Genomic DNA, 16,941 nt, shown 5'->3' on the forward strand with positions numbered 1-16,941 from the left:
CCTGGCCACAGCGGGGCCGCGGCCCCGCCCCGCCCCCGGGTGCGAGGGGCGTACGCGTTCCCCCGTACGGGGCCCCGCGAGCCCGGCATGACCCGAAAGACAGGCCCTAGTCGGTCGGGCCGGCCTCCGGAAGGGGCGGGGGGTCCTCCTGCGCGGCCGCGCTCTTCGGCGGGGTCTGCGGCTGCGAGGTCGCCGGGCTCACCGGGCTCACCGGACTCGCCGGACTCACCGGGGCGGATGCGCTGCTCGGCGGAGGCGGAGGCGGAGCTGCGGGCGAGGACGGGGCCGAGGACGGGGGCGGAGGCGAGGACGGGGGCGGGGGCAGAGGCGGAGGCGAGGACGGCGGCGGGGGCGGCTCGGAGCGGGGCCCGCCGTCCGGCGAGCGGCTCGGCGTTCCCTCGGAGGAGGTCTTCCCCGACGGCGGTTCCCCGGTGCGCGGGGCCTTCGTCGGCGGGCTCGTCCGCGGCTGCGGCGGGGGCGGCTGCGAGGTCTTGTCCCCCGGGTTCCAGGTACGGGTCGGCGTACCGGCCGGCCACGGCGGCTTCGACACCACCGGCGGCGGTGGCACCGGCTTGTCGTGCTGGGCGTTCTCGCGGAAGCCGCGGCCGCGCTCGTACCACCGCTTCGTGCGGTGGTCGTAGATCACGAACTTGTCCACGGTCTTCGCGGCCGGCGCGATGGCGACCGCCTTCGCCGGCTGGTACGAGCTCCACGGCCGGCCGTGCCGCTCCGGGTTCGCCGTCAGCGGCACCGGCGGCCCGAGCGGGTTCCCGCACGCGCAGCGCACCCGCGGCACGCCCCGGTCGTCCACCATGACGGCGGTGCCGGCCTGGAGGACGGCCTGGTACTCGGTGCCCTTGCCGTCGCGGTAGCCGTGGTTCGTGACCCGGGTGTCGAGCGCCAGCTGGACCGGGGTGAGGGAGCGCAGGTAGCCCGGTACGGTCTCCGGCCGGATGCCGAGGGCCTGCGCGAACGTGCCGTTCTTGGGGGGCTGGGCGGACAGCACGGTGATCTGCTTCTCCACGTCGCAGCTGGCGATGTCCCTGGTGCCCCCGTACACCCCGGCCGCGTCCCCGCTGACGCTGCGGGTGACCGTCGCCCCGGTCTCGCGCGCGGCCGTCGGCGTGCCCGAGCCCTCCGGCGACGGGGACTGCGGCGGCGGTGCGACGCCCTTGGCCGCCGTGGACTCGGTGAACGGGTCGGGGCCGGTCGCGGCGGCGGGCTGGAGGAACACCTCGCCGCGCGCGGTGTCGCCGCCGTCGCCCTTGCCGCTCGGCCTGGTCAGGACCACGACGAGGGCCACGACGGCGGCCAGCGCGACGAGCACGGTCGCGAGCCGGGGTGCGGACCGCCACCAGGGCCTGCCGCCCGGCTCCTCCGGAGTCCCGGACGGCCCCGAAGAACCGGACGGCCCCCTTGGAGGCGCGGGCGGCGGCGGAGGCGGGGCTCCCTGACCGGCTCCCTGACCAGCCGAGAGCGGGCCGGAGGGAGGGCCCGTGGGGGCCGTGGTGGGCCGTTCGGACCGCGGCTGTGACGAGTGCGACGGCGATGTCCGCCGTGGCGGCTCCTGGCCGGAGGGTTCCATGGTCACGGGCCCTTCTTCCCGGGCGGAGGGGTTCCGGTCCCCGCGGGGACCGGAACCCCTCACCCGATGGGCGGGAATATCGGATTCCTGACACTCCTGCGGACCATTGTGTGCGTCGTTCCGGTGGTGCCCGCAAGCCGGGGGTGCCTACGGTGGCGGGGTGAGCACGGCACGGTCCGGGCGGCGCCCGGAGACTTCCGGGGGCTCCGCGAGGGCTTGGCGGGACGCCCTCGTCGCGGTCGTCGCGGGCTTCGTGGTGATGATCGCCCTCGCCGCGGCGGGACTGGCGTACGCGGGTGCGGCCGGGCTCCCCGACGGCGCGTTCCCACGGGTGGTGGCGGCCGTCGTGGTGATGGCGGCGGGCGGCTCGATGGAGGTGTCCGGCGGGGCCGGGTTCCTGGCCGGGGCCGACGCGAGCCTGTCCGTACTGCCGCTGTCGGTGAGCCTGGGCGGCGCCCTCACGGCCGGGTCCCTCTTCCTGCGGCCGCTGCACAACCGGGCGGTGGCCGGGCCGCGCGAACTGCTGGCCCGGGCCGGGCCGCTGGTGCTGCTGTGGCTGCTCGCGCTGACCGGGGCCGCGCTCGTCGCCCGCAAGACGTTCGGCGTCTCGACCGGCGACTCCCCGCTCGGCCAGATCGGCGAACTCCTCGATGCCGGGCCGACGGTGGGTTTCCGGGCCGCGCTGCCCGCCACGGTGTTCTTCGGACTGCTCTGGATCCTGGGGCTGTTGGTGATCTCCCTGCTGGTCTCCCGCCGCGCGCCGCTGCCGGCGCGGCTGGTCCGCTTCCACGCGGCGCTGCGGCCGGTCGCGCACGCCACCGTCGTCCTGCTCCTCGCGTACGTGGTCCTCGGCGTCGCGGTCGGCCTGGTGGTGGCCGCCACCCAGGGGCACACGGCGCGGACGTTGGCGGTGATCCTGCTCGGCCTGCCGAACCTGGCCTGGCTCGCGTTCACGCTGGGCCTCGGCGGGGCGTGGCAGGGCAAGGTCGATGGGCCGTTCGGGCTGCCGATGCCGCAGCTGCTGGACGAGGTGCTGCGGGGCCCGGAGCTGTCCACGGTGGACGTGGGCTCCCTCGCGGAGCAGGACGCCCGGGCGTGGTGGCTGGTGGTGATCGCGGCCGTCCTGCTGCTGGGCACCGGCTTCCTGGCGGCCGCCCGGTCCCCCGCCGCCGTCCGTCCGTGGCAGCACGCCGTCCACTTGGGCGCGGCACTGGCCGTGGCGACCCTGACCGTGTGCCTGCTGGGGCGGGTCCAGGCCCAGTTCGGGCTGTCCGTGCTGGGCCTGGGTGACGTGAGCGGCCTGGGCGGCGAGGTCCGGCTGACGGCGGTGCTCTGGCGCACGGTGGGCCTGGCCCTGCTCTGGGGCGCCCTCGCGGGCTTCCTCGGTGCGCTCCTGGCCCGCCCGGTCCACCGGCGGGGCCGCGTGGGCTGACCCACCGGTGGACCGGGCGGGCCGGGAGCGCGCGGCGCGGCCCGCGTTGCGCCTGCGGCGGCTGCCGCGACGACGGTGCGCCGGGGGCGGGCTGTTCTCCGTACCGTCAGTGGAGTTGGCGGCGGGCCCGCCAGGCCGTGAGGGACTGGGCGATCAGGGCGGGCTGGTCCTCCGGGGTGTGGTGACCGGCCGGTACGGGGTGGTGATCGATCTCCAGGGCGGCCATGTTCCCCGCGCACCAGTCGACCAGTTCCGGGCCCATCATCACGCCGGGGCCGGGGGCGAAGGTCAGCAGCAGCTTCGGCACGTCGGCGCTCGCCGCCAGCCAGGCGCCGTACGCCTCCACGCGGGCCACCACCTCGGCGGGTTCCCCGCCCAGCGGCATGGACCGGGCCCACCGCAGCATCGGGCGGCGGCTGTCCCGGGTCGGGTACGGGGCGCGGTAGGCGGCCAGGTCCGCCGGGGCGAGCGGGGTGGCGACGGTCCCGGGGAGCGCCTCCTCGATGAAGGCGTTCCCGTCGAGGACCATCGCCTCGCCCACCCCCTCCGCCTTGAGGGCCCGGAACAGCTCCTGTCCGCCGGGCGGGAACTCCTCCCATTCCATGGGCTTGACGATGGTCTCGGTGAAGGCGATGCCCCGCACCCGCCCGGGGTGGCGCGCGGCCCAGTCGAAGGCGAGGGCGCCGCCCCAGTCGTGCCCGACCAGGACCACCTCGTCGAGGCCGACCGCGTCGAACCAGGCGTCCAGGTAGCGGGCTTGGTCGGCGAAGGTGTAGTGGATGTCCGGCTTGCCCGAGCGGCCCATGCCGATCAGGTCGGGGGCCAGTCGGCGGCCCCCGCCGCCGACCGCGGGGAGGACGTCGCGCCACAGGTGCGAGGAGGTCGGGTTGCCGTGCAGGAACACCATCGGCGTGCCGGCATCGGCCCCGGAGCCGAGGTCGAGGTGGTGCATCGTCGAGTCGAGGACGGGGTGGACGGGCACGGTGGCGCCTTTCCGTTCGGGGAGGGTCGGGGAGGAACGTCGGGGTCAGGTCAGGTCAGGTCAGGTCAGGTCAGGTCAGGTCAGCGGAACGCGACGGCCGCGCCCGCGGCCCACTCGGCGAAGGTCCGGGGCGCCCGGCCCAGGACGTACTCGACGTCGGGGCTGACCCTCCGCTCGGCGGGCAGCGGCGCGCCGAGGATGCCGAGGGTGCCCTCCACCACGGGTTCGGGCATGAACCGCAGCATCCGCTCCCGGGCCTGTGCGCGCGTCAGCTCCGTGAACCGCACCGGGGTCCCGGTCGCCGCGCCGATCGCCTGGGCCTGCTCCCTCGGGGTCACCAGGGCGGGGCCGGTGAGTTCGTACGTACGGCCCGTGTGGCCGCCCTCGGTCAGCACCGCCGCCGCCACGGCCGCGACGTCCGCCGGGTCGACGACCGGCAGCCCGACATCGCCGAACGGCGCCTGCGCCTCGCCCCCCGTACGGACCGACTCGGCCCACGCGTAGGCGTTGGAGTCCAGGCCCCCGGACCGCAGGACGGTCCAGTCGAGGCCGGACGCCCGGACGGCCTCCTCGAACGCCGCCGGGTGGGCGTAGACCTCCGGGCGGGTCCCGGCGCCCTGGGAGGAGAGCAGGACGACGCGCCGGACCCCGCCGGCCGCCGCGTGGGCGAGGACGGCCCCCGGGGCCTCGCCCGCCACCAGCAGGAACAGCGCGTCGGCCCCGTCGAGGGCGGTGCGCAGGGTCTCCGGCTCGGCGAGGTCGGCCCGTACGTGCCGCACCCCGTCGGGCAGTTCGCCCGGCTGCCGGGAGACGGCCGTCACCGACTCCCCCGCGGCGACCAGCAGGCGTACGAGTTCCCGGCCGACGTTCCCGGTCGCACCCGTCACAACGATCATGAGAAATCCCCCGGTTAGAAGTTAGTCAGTCGGCTGACTGACTTGCTCGTGACATGAACATAGCCCCCGTCGCCGCCGCGCGTCTATAGTCAGTCAGGTGACTCACTCAAAAACTTCCGGGAAGGCCGCGAGCAAGCGCGAGCGGCTCGCGAACGCCGCGGCCCAGGTGCTCCACGAACAGGGCGTCGCCACGACCACGCTCGCCGACATCGCCCGCGCGGCCGACGTCCCGGTGGGCAACGTGTACTACTACTTCAAGACCAAGGACCAGCTGGTCGAGGCCGCGATCGACGCCCACGCGCAGCACCTCCGGCAGCTGATCACCGTCCTGGACGCGCTCCCCACCCCCCAGGACCGGCTGAAGGCCCTCCTCGGCGGCTGGGTCGAGCAGCGCGAGGTCACGGCCCGGTACGGCTGCCCCACCGGCACCCTCGCCTCCGAGCTGGACAAGCGCGCCGACGGCCTCGACGCGAACATCGCCGAGGTGATGCGGGTGCTGCTCGACTGGGCCGAGGGGCAGTTCCGGGCCATGGGCCGCGCGGACGCCCGGGACCTCGCGGTCGCCCTGATCGCCGCCTACCAGGGGATCTCCCTGCTCACCAACACCTTCCGCGACCCCGGGCTGATGGCTTCCGAGGGGCGCCGCCTGGAGCGCTGGATCGACTCCCTGGGCTCCGCGGCCTCCCCCGCCTGAGGCGGCGCCAGGCCCTGTCGTCAAAGTGGCGCCTCAGGCCCGCGGCGTCCGGCGCCGTGCATCGCAAGGCGGAGGGACGCCCGTGTACTGGACGTACTCGGGCGCCTGGACAACGCGGCGAGGTGCGGTGCCGGGCGTCGCGGGCCGGGCGCCACTTTGACGACAGGGCCTACGGCTCCCGGAACACCGGCGCCGCCCAGCGCGGCGGCGGGGACGGGGGACCCGGGTCGGCGGCCGGCACCGGCCCGGGCCGCGGTGCGACGGGCGGCCCGGCCTCCGCCGCCCCGCCGGGCGACCCCGCCCCCGCCGCCGACCCCGTCCCTGACCCCGTCCCCGCCCGGCGCAGCGCCGAGGTGAACTCCAGGCAGCTCCCCCACCGGTCGTCCGGTGACTTGGCCAGCGCCTTCGCCAGTACCTCGTCCACCGCCGCCGGCACCTCCGGCCGCCGCGAGCTCAGCGGGGGCGCCGGGTCGTACTGGTGCGCCCACAGCAGGGCCATGTCGTCCTCGCGCTCGAAGGGCGGCCCGCCGGCCAGCATCTCGTAGACGACGCACCCGAGGCTGTAGACGTCGCACCGCCCGTCCACCGGCTTCCCGGCGATCTGCTCCGGCGCGACGTAGTCGAGCGTCCCGACGAACTGCCCGACGCTCGTGAACCCGGTCAGTGACAGGGACTTCTTCGTCAGCCCGAAGTCCGTCAGGTACACGTGCTCGGGGTGCTCGCTGTCGGTCCCCCGCGCGACCAGGATGTTGCCCGGCTTCACGTCGCGGTGCACGAGGTCGTGGTCGTGGGCCGCGTCCAGCGCCGAGGCCACCTGCCCGGCGATCCGCACCGCCGCCGGGGCCGGCATCGGCCCCGTCCGGTCCAGCAGCGCCCGCAGGTCCTGCCCGGGCACGTACCGCATCGCGATGTACAGCAGCCCCTCCGCCTCCCCGGCCTCGAACACCGGGACGATGTGCGGGTGGTCGATGGCGGCCGCGACCTTCGACTCGAACGCGAAGCGCTTTCGGAAGGTGTCGTTCCGCGCCAGCTCGGGCGCCAGCAGCTTCAGCGCCACCGTCCGGTCCAGCTTCAGGTCCCGCGCCCGGTAGACGACTGCCATCCCGCCGCGCCCGATCTCGCTCTCCACCTGGTACCCGGCGATCCGTTTCCCCCGCAGATCGCGGGGGCGGCCGCCCGCCGACTCGTACGGCCCGGAAGGCCCGGTGGCCCCGTCGGACGTCACGGCTCCCCCTCCCCGGCCGGCTCCGCCGCCACCGCGTACGTCGTCAGGCGGATCCCGTCGCCGAACAGCCAGCGCCCGGAGGCCTCGTCGTACAGCCAGACCGCCTCCCCGTCGAGCACCATCCCGGCCCGCACCCCCCGCGTCGCGCTCCGGAAGCCCTCCGCGTCCAGCTGCCCGGAGCCGAGGGCCTCGGCGGCCCTCCGGTAGCGGTCCAGGGCCTCGGCGGTGCGGGAGAGCAGCGGTCGCGGGTCCTCGGTGCGCGCGAGCGGCCGTCCGCCGGTGGGCGGCGGCTGCGGTACGGCTACCAGGAGCCGGCCGTCCACCCAGGCGGACCACCCGTTGGCGCACAGGATCTCGGCCCATTCCCCGCGCCGGGACAGCAGTTGTACGGGCAGGAACGCGTCGAGCGGGGTGGTCGGGCGGGAGGTGTCGGGCGCCTCCCAGGCGGGCAGCCCCTCCTGGGGGACGACGTGCGTGGGCCGGAAGTCCGCGAACTCTCCGGGGTTCGTCATCTGGCCTACTTCCGCATGACCGCGGGCTCGTGCCGCCGCAGCAGCCGGGCGACCAGCACCCCGAACAGGACGGACAGGACCACCAGCATCCCCGTGTTCAGCAGCCACACCCCGCCCTGGTGGGCGAACAGCGGGTCGTCCGTGAGGGTCCCGGGCACGATCGCGCCGAGGTCGATGGTGCCCGCCATCGCCCCGAGCGCCCAGCGCGAGGGCACCAGCCAGGCCAGCTGCTCGATCACCGGGACCCCGTCGAGCTGGAGGAGCGCCCCGCAGAACACCACCTGCACGATGGCGAGGAGGACCAGCAGCGGCATGGTGACCTCCTCCTTCTTGACCAGGGCGGAGACCAGCAGGCCCAGCATCATCGCGGTGAAGGACAGCAGGGCGACGGCGAGGGTGATCTCGACGAGCGGCGGGAGGAACACCCCCTCGCCGTCCGGGGCGTTCAGCTGTACGCCGAGCAGCGCGACCAGGGTGAGGACGACGGCCTGGGCGACGGTGACGGCGCCGAGCACCGCCACCTTCGACATCAGATAGGCCGATCTCGACAGCCCGACCGCTCGTTCGCGCTGGTAGATGACGCGTTCCTTGACCAGTTCGCGCACCGCGTTGGCGGCGCCGGTCAGCACGCCTCCGACGCACAGGATGAGCAGGGCGTTGATCGCCGTCTCCTGCGTCAGGGCGCTGCCGGCGAGGGCGCGCGCCATGGCGCCCATCACGAACGGCAGCGCGATCATGATGGCGAGGAAGGTGCGGTCGGCGCCGAGCGCGGCCGCGTACCGCCGGATCAGGGTGCCCAGCTGGGAGCCCCAGCTCTGGGCGGTGGGCGGCGGCGCCACGGCGGCCTGCCCGGCGGGCCGGCCGGGGGCGGCGCCGCCGGGGCGGGGCTGGTGGGCGGTGATGTCCACGTACTTGCGGTGCGGCGGCGAGCTCCGGTACTCGGCGGCCCAGTCCCGGCCCCGGTCGTTCTCGAAGGCCTCGAAGGCCTCGGGCCACTGCGCGTAGCCGAAGAACCCGAGGGTCTCCTCGGGCGGCCCGTAGTACGCGACGCGCCCGCCCGGCGCGAGGACCAGCAGCCGGTCGCAGACGTCGAGGCTGAGGACGCTGTGGGTGACCACGATGACGGTGCGGCCGTCGTCGGCGAGGCCGCGCAGCATGTGCATCACCGAGCGGTCCATGCCGGGGTCGAGCCCGGAGGTGGGCTCGTCGAGGAAGAGCAGGGAGGGCTTGGTCAGCAGTTCCAGGGCGACGGAGACGCGTTTGCGCTGGCCGCCGGAGAGGCTGTGGATGGGCTGGCCGGCCCGCTGCTCCAGGCCGAGTTCTCCGATCACCTCGTCCACCCGGGCCCGGCGTTCCGCCTTGGCGGTGTCCTGCGGGAAACGGAGTTCGGCGGCGTATCCGAGGGCGCGGCGGACGGTGAGCTGGGCGTGCAGGATGTCGTCCTGCGGGACCAGGCCGATGCGGCTGCGGAGTTCGGCGTAGTCGCGGTAGAGGTCGCGGCCGTCGTAGAGGACGGTGCCCTGGTCGGCGGGGCGCAGCCCGGTCAGCGCGCCGAGGAGGGTGGACTTGCCGGCTCCGCTGGGGCCGACGACGGCGAGCAGGCATTTGGCGCCGACGGGGAAGGAGACGTGGTCGATGAGGGTCTTGCGGTCCCGGCCGCGGCCCACGGCGACCGAGAGGTCCTGTACGTCGAGGGAGACCTCGCCGGTGTCCACGTACTCCTGGAGCTGGTCGCCGGCGAGGCAGAAGGCCGAGTGGCCGATGCCGATGATGTCGCCCTCGGTGATGCGGGCGGCCCCTTCGACGGGGGCGCCGCCCAGGTAGGTGCCGTTGTGGCTGCCGAGGTCGGCGATCTCGTACGTGCCGTCGTCGAGGGCGCGCAGTTCGGCATGCCGGCGGGAGACGGCGAGGTCGTCGATGACGAGGTCGTTGTCGAGGGCGCGTCCGATGCGGACGGTGGTGCGGGCGGCGGTCCGGTCGGGCAGCGGGCGGACGCCGCTGGGCTGGCGGAAGGTGTGGCTCAGGGCGGGCCGCGCGACCGATACGGGCCGGTCACGGGCGGGCGCGCGGGGCGGCTCGGGGCCGAGGAGCAGGACGCGGGGGGCGTCGCGCTCGCCGCCGCCGAAGCGGAGTTCGCTGCCGGCGCCGACGGCCCACTCGTGGACGCGGTGGCCGTCGGCCCAGGTGCCGTTGGTGCTGTCCTCGTCCTCCACGGTCCAGTGGTCGCCGTCGGGGCGCAGGAGCGCGTGGTGCCAGGAGACGCGGGCGTCGTCGAGGCAGATCTCGCACAGGGGGTCCCGGCCGACGTGGTACGTCCGGCCCGGGCTCATCGGCGTGGAGCCCGTGTCGGTTCGCAGGACGAGCTCGGGCGCGGTCGGCACACCGGGGCGCTGGACCATGAGCAGATTTTCCCACGATCCGACCGGCGCAGCATAACCGCAGGTCAGAGGCCTCTTATGGGTAATGACAACGGTCCCCGTTGCAGCCTTTGCCCATCGCGTCACAGTGCGCTTCACTTCACGCGTCGGAACCGATTCAACGGGGGATCCCATGACTGGGCACGACCACGCGCACGATCGTCACGAGGGCCACGACGGCCACGCCGGCCATGGCCACGGCCACGGCGGCCCCGGCGGTCACAGCCACGGCGTCGACCCGAACGCCGACCGCCGCTGGCTGGCGATCGCGCTCGGCCTGATCGGCACGTTCATGGCGGTCGAGGTGACCATCGGCTTCATGGCCCACTCCCTGGCCCTGATCTCGGACGCGGCGCACATGCTGACCGACGCCGTCTCGATCGTCCTCGCGCTGATCGCGATGCGGCTCGCGGCCCGCCCGGCGCGCGGCGGTTTCACGTACGGCCTCAAGCGCGCGGAGATACTCTCCGCCCAGGCCAACGGGCTCACCCTGCTGCTGCTCGCGGTCTGGCTCGCGTACGAGGCGGTGCGCCGGCTGCTCGATCCGCCGCCGGTGGCGGGTGGGCTGGTCCTGGTGACGGCTCTCGCGGGCATCGTCGTCAATGTCGCGGCGGCCTGGTGCATCTCCCGGGCGAACCGTTCCTCCCTGGCCGTCGAGGGCGCCTACCAGCACATCCTGAACGACCTGTTCGCCTTCATCGGGACCGCGGTGGCCGGTCTGATCGTGCTCACCACCGGCTTCGTGCAGGCCGACGCCATCGCCACGCTCGTGGTGGTGGTGCTGATGGTCAGGGCGGGCTACGGGCTGGTCCGCGAGTCCGGCCGGATCTTCCTGGAGGCCGCCCCGGCCCACATGGACCCGGACGCGGTCGGCGACCGGCTGGTGGGGCACCCGCCGGTCACCGAGGTGCACGACCTGCACATCTGGACCATCACCTCCGGGCAGGCGGCGCTGTCGGCGCACGTGCTGGTGGAGCCGGAGGGCGACTGCCACGCCGTGCGGCGCGACCTGGAGCGGCTGCTCGCCAAGGAGTACGGCGTCACCCACACCACGCTCCAGGTGGACCACGTCCAGGAAGAGCTGCTCTCGGTCGGCCGGGCGGGCGACCCCCCGGCGGACCCGCACTGCGCCGACGCCCACGGCCCGGTGCACCGCGAGGGCCCGCACGCCCACTGAGGCCGCCGGTGCCAGACTGGCTGTGTGTACGAAGGGCGCCGGGTCCTGCTGACCGTCGCGGCGTGCTGCGCGCTCGCCGCCGGTGGCGGCCCGGCCCTGGCCGCGGCCGCCGCGGGGGGCGGGAGCGGTGGACCGACCCCCGATCCGGCCGGTTCCGCCGGGCGCGTGGTGGACGTCGGTGACGGCCGCGGCGTCCGCCTGGAGTGCCGGGGCTCCGGGTCCCCCACGGTGGTCCTCGTGTCCGGTACGGGCGGAGCCGCCGACGAGTGGACGTCGGTCGCGGACCCCGCCCGTCCCACGGCCGCGCCGAAGCCCGGCGCCGGGGCGGTGCTGCCGGCGGTCGCCTCCTTCACCCGGGTCTGTGCCTACGACCGCCCCGGCACCACCCGCTTCGACGGCGGGCCCGCCTCCTCGACCCCGGTCGCGCAGCCCACGACGGCGGCGGCCGGCGTCCGGGACCTGCGGGCGGCGCTCGCGGCGGGCGGCGAGCGGCCCCCGTACGTCCTGGTCGGCGCCTCCTGGGGCGCGATGATCGCCGAGCTGTTCGCCCGTACGGACTTCCCCAAGGTGGCCGCTCTGGTCACGGTCGACGGCGCCTCCCCGTACCTGCGGGACACGCTGACCGCGGCCCAGTGGTCGGACTGGATGAAGAAGATCGCGGCGACGGACACCGGGAAGGGCGCGGAAGTGCCCGATTACGAGGCCTCCGTCGCGGAGATCCGGCGCGCGCCCGCGCTGCCGCGCCCGCTGCCCGCCGTCGTCCTCACCTCCGACCGGCCGTGGGACCTGGGGGTCGGTACCAGCGGATCGACCTGGCCGGCGTGGCTGGCCGCGCAGGACCGGCTGGCCCGTGGACTCCACGCCCGGCACGTCACCGAGACCGGCAGCGGGCACGGCATCGCGGTCGAGCGGCCCCGGCTGGTCGCGGACGCCGTGCGCGAGGTCGTCGAACGGGCGCGCGACGGTGGCTGACCGGCGCCGGGGCGGGGCATGGATGGAACCATGACGAAGAAGGCGAAGAAGCGGAGTGCCGGGCTGCTCCTGTTCCGCGGGGCCGGCGACGAGAACGGGGCCGCCCAGGGCGTCGAGGTGCTGCTCGGTCACATGGGCGGCCCGCTGTGGGAGCGCCGCGACGAGGGCGGGTGGGCGATCCCCAAGGGCGAGTACGGTCCCGAGGAGGCCCCGATGGCCGCGGCCCGCCGGGAGTTCACCGAGGAGATCGGGCTGCCGCCGCCGCAGGGCCCGTACCTTCCGCTCGGCGACGTCCTTCTTTCGAGTGGAAAGCTGGTGACGATCTGGGCGGTACGGGCGGATCTGGACCCTGCGTTGATGGTGCCCGGGACCTTCACTATGGAGTGGCCGCCGGGCTCGGGCCGGGTCGGGGAGTTCCCGGAACTGGACCGGGTGGCCTGGTTCACTCCAGAGGTGGCCGGAACCAAACTGGTGAAGGGTCAAATCCCTTTTCTGGAGCGGCTGTTGGGGCTGCTGAAGGGTTGACCGCACCTTGACTTGCCAGCCGGCCGCATCTGCATTGACATTACACATATGACGAGCGTCGTGCTGTTGGGAACCCTGGACACCAAGGGTGTGGAATACGGCTGGTTACGCGAGCGGCTGCTGCGTGCCGGCGTCGAGGTGGTACTGGTCGACACGGGGATCATGGACGAGCCCCGGGTACCCGCGGACATACCGCGCGAAGCGGTCGCCCGGGCCGCGGGAACGGAACTGGCGGATCTGCGGGCGGCCGCCGACCGGGGCGCGGCCGTCACCACGATGGCGCGGGGGGCCGAGGCGACCCTGCTGCGGCTGCACGCCGAGGGCCGGCTGCACGGGGTCCTCGCGATAGGCGGCAGCTGCGGAACCTCCATCGCCAGCCGGGCGATGCGCGCACTCCCGCTGGGCGTGCCGAAGCTGATGGTCTCGTCCATGGCGTCCGGGAACGTGGCCCCGTACGTCGGATCCTCGGACATCACGATGATGTACAGCGTGGTGGAGATCGCGGGCATCAACAGCGTCTCGGCGCCGGTCCTGACGAACGCGGTGGCGGCGATCGCGGGGATGGCGAAGGCCTTCGCCCGCTCCTCGTCGGCGCACGGCCCGGCCCGGCTGGGCGCGGGCGGCCGGCCGCTGATCGCCGCGAGCATGGCGGGGGTGACCACGGCCGGCGTGGACGCCGCCCGCGAGCGGCTGACCGAACTCGGCTACGAGGTGCTGGTGTTCCACGTCAGCGGCACGGGCGGCCGGACCCTGGAGGCCCTGGCCGGTCAGGGGATCTTCGCGGGGGTCCTGGACCTCACCCTCAGCGAGCTCGCCGACGACCTGTGCGGGGGCGTCCTCAGCGCCGGTCCCGACCGGCTCAGCGCGGCCGGACGGGCCGGGATACCGCAGGTGGTGAGCCTGGGGGCGCTGGACATGGTGAAGTTCGGCCCGCTGGAGACCCTGCCGGAACACGCCCGCTACCGGCGGGTCCGCGTCCACAACCCCTCGATCACGGTCATCCGTACGACCGAGTCCGAATGCGCGGAACTCGGCCGCCGGGTCGCCGCCAAACTCCGGGCGGCGACGGGGCCGACGGCGGTCTGCCTCCCGCTGCGCGGGCTGTCCACGCTCGGCGAGCCGGGCGGCCCGTACCACGACCGGCGCGCGGACCAGGCCCTGTTCTCGGCGCTCCGCGAAGGCCTGCGGGGCAGCGCCGCCCGGCTCTACGACTACGACACCCACATCAACGACCCGGCCTTCGGGCGGGCGGCGGCCGACCGGCTGCACGACATGATCGGGGCGCTGCGCGCCGCCGCCTGATCACGGTCCCACCACGGCCCGGCCACGGTTCGGGACACCCCGGCGTGGTCGGGAACCGGCCGTGGCGGATTCCGTGTCCCAGGGGGTGGCCGGTCGGATCGGGACCGGTACCTTGGGCGCGGCGTCGCCACGGCGGGGGGCAGATCGATGAGCAGCACCTGGGCGGTGCCCGGATACACCGAGGTCCGGGATCTCGGTTCGGGCGGGAGCGGTCGCGTCGTGCTCGCCGTCCACGACGGCACGGGCACGGCGGTCGCGGTCAAGTACCTCAGCGACCGGCTCCGGGAGGACCCGGCGTTCGTCCGGGAGTTCCGGGCGGAGGCCCGGCTGCTGGGCGGGCTCCGGTCGCCGTACGTGGTGGGGCTCTACGAGTACGTGGAGTCGCCGTCCGGCGCCGCCATCGTGATGGAACTCGTGGACGGCATCTCGCTGCGCGCGCTGCTGAAGCGGTCCGGGCGGGCCGACGCCGAGGCCGCGCTGGTGGTGCTGAAGGGCTCGCTGCTGGGGCTGGCGGCGGCGCACCGGGCGGGTGTGGTGCACCGGGACTACAAGCCGGAGAACGTACTGGTCGCGGCGGACGGCTCGTCGAAGCTGGTGGACTTCGGGATCGCGGCGGGCCGCGGCACCACCCCGGGGGTGGCGGGCACGCCGGCGTACATGGCTCCCGAGCAGTGGCAGGGGCAGCCGGCCTCGCCCGCCGCGGACGTGTACGCGGCGACGGCCACGTTCTTCGAGTGCCTGACGGGGCGCAAGCCGTTCGACGGGGAGAACTTCGCGGAGCTCGCGGTCCAGCACATCGAGGCCCCGGTGCCGGAGACGGAGGCGCCGGAGCCGGTACGTCCGCTGATCCGGCGCGGGCTGGCCAAGCGGCCGGAGCAGCGGCCGGAGAACGCCGAGGCGTTCGTGGCGGAGCTGGAGGGCGTGGCCCTGGCCGCGTACGGGCCGGAGTGGGAGGAGCGCGGACAGCGCAAGCTGGCGGCGCTGGCCGCGCTGCTGCCGCTGCTGTTCCCGTCGGCGGGCGGCTCGGCCTCGGGGACGACGGCGGTGGCCACGACGGTGCTGAAACCGCCGCCGCCGAGCTGGGCGCCGGGGCGGCGCGGGCTGACCGCCGCCGGGGTGGCGCTGGTGGTGGGGGCCGTCCTGGTGCTGACGTACAACGCGGCCGGCAGTGAGCCGGGGGGCGCGGCGGCGCTGAGCGCCTTCGCGACGACGAGCCCGTCCGCCGGGAGCGGCGGCCCGGGCCCCGGCGCCGGGACGGGCCCGAGCGCGAGCGGGAGCCCGAGTACGGGCGCGAGCCCGAGCGCGAGCCCCTCGGGGTCCGCGTCACCGTCCGGGACGCCGACGGCGAGCCCGTCGCCGACGCCCACGGTGTCGGTGACCAAGCCGACCCAGACCCCGACACCGACACCGACACCGACCCTGACCCCGACGCCGACACCGACGCCGACCCCCACCCCGACGACGGTGGTGGGCGGTGTGAAGGTCTCCCTGCTGACCAGCCCCAGCGCCGGGCAGGCGACCGTGTCGCTCGACGTCAAGGGCGGCCCGGCGACGGTGGTGCTCGAATGGTTCCTCGGCGACAGCCCGAACGACCTGCGCTACGCCGACGGTTCGGACTCCGCGCAGGTCCGGTCCGGCTCCTCCACGCTGGGGCCGGTCCGGCACGCCTTGACGCGCCGCGGCGGCTGCTACCTGAGCGTGCGCGTCACCACCAAGCCGGCCGCAAAGGCGCCCGCGATCGCCTCGCGGTTCATCCCCCGGTGCCAGACGCAGGAGGTTCCGCGATGAGCGATTCCCGCGCCCCGGAGGACGACGACTACAGCGCCACCGTGCTCGGCAGCCACTGGATCAGCGGCCCGCCGGAGCAGCCCGCGCGGACGAAACGGTTCGACACGCCCCGGGACGCGTCCGGGGCGGTACCCGACCGGGTCGAGGGGTCGCTGCTGCGGTTCGGGCCCGGGGTGACGGCGCGGCCGCCGGGCACGCCGTTCCCGGTCGCCGTCGCGCCCGCCCCGCGCCGGCGGCGGGGTGCGGCGCTGCGCCGGTACGCCCTGGCGGCCGTGGTGCTGGCGGCGGTCCTCGCGTACCTGGGCTGGCAGCGCCTCGGCCCGGCGCTGGAGGTCACCGAGGTCTCGGTGAGCACCGACCCGAAGGGTCCCGCCTGCGATTCGGCGGCCGACGTGGTGGCCCTCGTACGGACGAACGGGCGCCCGGGGACCCTCACGTACCGGTGGGTGCGCAGTGACGGCACGCGCTCGGATCCGCTCACGGAGCGGGTGCCGAGCGGGCGCAAGGAGGCCACGCTGCACCTGCTGTGGACCTTCCAGGGCAAGGGAACCTACCCCGCCGAGGCCGAGCTCGAACTGATCTCGCCCGTGCACCGCACGGCGGCGGTGGGGTTCACCTACGGCTGCCGCGCCTAGGGCGGGGCTGCTGCGTGGCTTCGACCGGGCCTCCCCCGCCGGGATGACGATGATCGACCCGCTCCACGGCTGAATCCACGGCGGACGCGGCCGGGGCGGCGGGCGTGGCGTAGGGATTTGTGCGGGTTGTCGGGTGATGATGGCGCGGTGCGACTTGATCACGTGTCCTATGCGGTGGCCCGCGACAGCTTCGTCTCGACCGTCCAGTGGATCGGATCGGCCCTCGGCGCCGGGTTCGTCGACGGGGGCGTGCACCCGCGGTTCGGCACCCGCAATTTCATTCTCCCGCTGAGCGGCGGCACCTACGTCGAGGTCGTCACCACACTGGACCACCCCGCCGCCGACCGCGCACCCTTCGGCCGGGCGGTCGCGCGCCGCGCCGCCGAGGGCGGCGGCTGGCTCGGTTGGGTGGTCTCCGTCGACGACATCGCCCCGGTCGAGGCCCGCCTCGGCCGCACCTCGGCCGAGGGCCACCGGGTCCGCCCCGACGGGTTCGACCTGAGGTGGAAGCAGATCGGCCTGCTGGAACTGCTGGAGGACCCGCAACTGCCCTACTTCCTCCAGTGGCTGGTCCCCATCGAGGAGCGCCCGAGCGCCGACCCGCGCACCTCCAGCACCATCCACGGGGTCTCCATCGCCGGCGACGCCGCCTCCATCGCCGAATTCCTCGGCGAACCGGCCGACCACCCCCTCGACCAGATCGACGTCACCTGGGTCGAGGACGAGGAACCGGGCCTGGTCTCGGTCGAGTTCGCCACCGCCCACGGCCCGGTCACGATCTGACCGGGGCCCGACCGCC

General features: G+C 74.8%; 15 protein-coding genes. 9 read left to right on the top strand and 6 right to left on the bottom strand.

Annotation, left to right across the window (positions count from 1 at the left end; all coding sequences use genetic code 11):
• Positions 1 to 106 precede the first annotated feature (106 nt).
• Complete coding sequence (locus EES41_RS06005; protein ID WP_216827242.1) at positions 107 to 1,327, bottom strand: DUF6777 domain-containing protein; 1,221 nt, start codon at positions 1,325 to 1,327, stop codon at positions 107 to 109.
• Positions 1,328 to 1,745: 418 nt separating this feature from the next.
• Here EES41_RS06005 and EES41_RS06010 point away from each other — a divergent pair, with 418 nt between their 5' ends.
• A complete protein-coding gene (locus EES41_RS06010) occupies positions 1,746 to 3,017 on the top strand; it encodes a streptophobe family protein (protein ID WP_123076299.1) in 1,272 nt (423 codons plus the stop codon).
• A gap of 106 nt (positions 3,018 to 3,123) precedes the next feature.
• Here EES41_RS06010 and EES41_RS06015 read toward each other — a convergent pair whose 3' ends face one another.
• Both EES41_RS06015 and EES41_RS06020 read right to left on the bottom strand, forming a co-directional pair.
• Entirely contained in the window at positions 3,124 to 3,999 is an 876-nt protein-coding gene (locus EES41_RS06015; protein WP_123076301.1) for a haloalkane dehalogenase, read from the bottom strand.
• A gap of 80 nt (positions 4,000 to 4,079) precedes the next feature.
• Positions 4,080 to 4,895: an NAD(P)H-binding protein gene (locus tag EES41_RS06020; protein ID WP_123076303.1), complete on the bottom strand. Its 816-nt coding sequence runs from the start codon at positions 4,893 to 4,895 to the stop codon at positions 4,080 to 4,082.
• Positions 4,896 to 4,992: 97 nt separating this feature from the next.
• Between EES41_RS06020 and EES41_RS06025 the strand changes: the two genes are divergently transcribed.
• A complete protein-coding gene (locus tag EES41_RS06025) occupies positions 4,993 to 5,589 on the top strand; it encodes a TetR/AcrR family transcriptional regulator (RefSeq protein ID WP_216827243.1) in 597 nt (198 codons plus the stop codon).
• Between the two features lie 169 nt (positions 5,590 to 5,758).
• Here the strand turns inward: EES41_RS06025 and EES41_RS06030 are convergent, their stop codons facing one another.
• The 3 genes from EES41_RS06030 to EES41_RS06040 form a co-directional block, all read right to left on the bottom strand.
• Complete coding sequence (locus EES41_RS06030; protein ID WP_254211731.1) at positions 5,759 to 6,748, bottom strand: serine/threonine-protein kinase; 990 nt, start codon at positions 6,746 to 6,748, stop codon at positions 5,759 to 5,761.
• A 62-nt stretch (positions 6,749 to 6,810) separates the two neighbouring features.
• The gene (locus tag EES41_RS06035; RefSeq protein WP_123076309.1) at positions 6,811 to 7,326 is read right to left on the bottom strand and encodes a hypothetical protein; all 516 of its coding nucleotides are present in this window, start codon (positions 7,324 to 7,326) and stop codon (positions 6,811 to 6,813) included.
• A gap of 5 nt (positions 7,327 to 7,331) precedes the next feature.
• Positions 7,332 to 9,725, bottom strand: a complete 2,394-nt coding sequence (locus tag EES41_RS06040; RefSeq protein ID WP_123076311.1) for an FHA domain-containing protein — start codon at positions 9,723 to 9,725, stop codon at positions 7,332 to 7,334.
• Positions 9,726 to 9,876: 151 nt separating this feature from the next.
• Between EES41_RS06040 and EES41_RS06045 the strand changes: the two genes are divergently transcribed.
• From EES41_RS06045 to EES41_RS06075, 7 genes are all read left to right on the top strand, one after another.
• Complete coding sequence (locus tag EES41_RS06045) at positions 9,877 to 10,920, top strand: cation diffusion facilitator family transporter (protein ID WP_123076313.1); 1,044 nt, start codon at positions 9,877 to 9,879, stop codon at positions 10,918 to 10,920.
• A gap of 24 nt (positions 10,921 to 10,944) precedes the next feature.
• Entirely contained in the window at positions 10,945 to 11,892 is a 948-nt protein-coding gene (locus tag EES41_RS06050) for an alpha/beta fold hydrolase (RefSeq protein ID WP_123076315.1), read from the top strand.
• A gap of 30 nt (positions 11,893 to 11,922) precedes the next feature.
• Positions 11,923 to 12,417, top strand: coding sequence for an NUDIX domain-containing protein (locus tag EES41_RS06055; protein ID WP_123076317.1), 495 nt, complete (start codon positions 11,923 to 11,925; stop codon positions 12,415 to 12,417).
• A gap of 48 nt (positions 12,418 to 12,465) precedes the next feature.
• Entirely contained in the window at positions 12,466 to 13,719 is a 1,254-nt protein-coding gene (locus tag EES41_RS06060; protein ID WP_123076319.1) for a Tm-1-like ATP-binding domain-containing protein, read from the top strand.
• A 147-nt stretch (positions 13,720 to 13,866) separates the two neighbouring features.
• Positions 13,867 to 15,507: a serine/threonine-protein kinase gene (locus tag EES41_RS06065; RefSeq protein WP_123076321.1), complete on the top strand. Its 1,641-nt coding sequence runs from the start codon at positions 13,867 to 13,869 to the stop codon at positions 15,505 to 15,507.
• Entirely contained in the window at positions 15,504 to 16,142 is a 639-nt protein-coding gene (locus EES41_RS06070) for a hypothetical protein (RefSeq protein ID WP_123076323.1), read from the top strand. Before EES41_RS06065 ends, EES41_RS06070 begins: the two co-directional genes overlap by 4 nt.
• A 147-nt stretch (positions 16,143 to 16,289) precedes the next feature.
• Positions 16,290 to 16,925, top strand: coding sequence for a VOC family protein (locus EES41_RS06075; protein WP_123076325.1), 636 nt, complete (start codon positions 16,290 to 16,292; stop codon positions 16,923 to 16,925).
• The last annotated feature ends 16 nt before the right edge of the window (positions 16,926 to 16,941 follow it).

Source organism: Streptomyces sp. ADI95-16 (assembly GCF_003721495.1).
In the GTDB taxonomy this organism is placed as follows: Bacteria; Actinomycetota; Actinomycetes; order Streptomycetales; family Streptomycetaceae; genus Streptomyces; species Streptomyces goshikiensis.

What these genes read in the sequence shown, in the direction of transcription:
- EES41_RS06020 (WP_123076303.1), bottom strand. Translation starts at nt 4,895, where the DNA reads ATGATCGTTGTGACGGGTGCGACCGGGAACGTCGGCCGGGAACTCGTA.
- EES41_RS06035 (WP_123076309.1), bottom strand. Translation starts at nt 7,326, where the DNA reads ATGACGAACCCCGGAGAGTTCGCGGACTTCCGGCCCACGCACGTCGTC.
- EES41_RS06040 (WP_123076311.1), bottom strand. Translation starts at nt 9,725, where the DNA reads ATGGTCCAGCGCCCCGGTGTGCCGACCGCGCCCGAGCTCGTCCTGCGA.
- EES41_RS06045 (WP_123076313.1), top strand. Translation starts at nt 9,877, where the DNA reads ATGACTGGGCACGACCACGCGCACGATCGTCACGAGGGCCACGACGGC.
- EES41_RS06055 (WP_123076317.1), top strand. Translation starts at nt 11,923, where the DNA reads ATGACGAAGAAGGCGAAGAAGCGGAGTGCCGGGCTGCTCCTGTTCCGC.
- EES41_RS06060 (WP_123076319.1), top strand. Translation starts at nt 12,466, where the DNA reads ATGACGAGCGTCGTGCTGTTGGGAACCCTGGACACCAAGGGTGTGGAA.
- EES41_RS06065 (WP_123076321.1), top strand. Translation starts at nt 13,867, where the DNA reads ATGAGCAGCACCTGGGCGGTGCCCGGATACACCGAGGTCCGGGATCTC.
- EES41_RS06070 (WP_123076323.1), top strand. Translation starts at nt 15,504, where the DNA reads ATGAGCGATTCCCGCGCCCCGGAGGACGACGACTACAGCGCCACCGTG.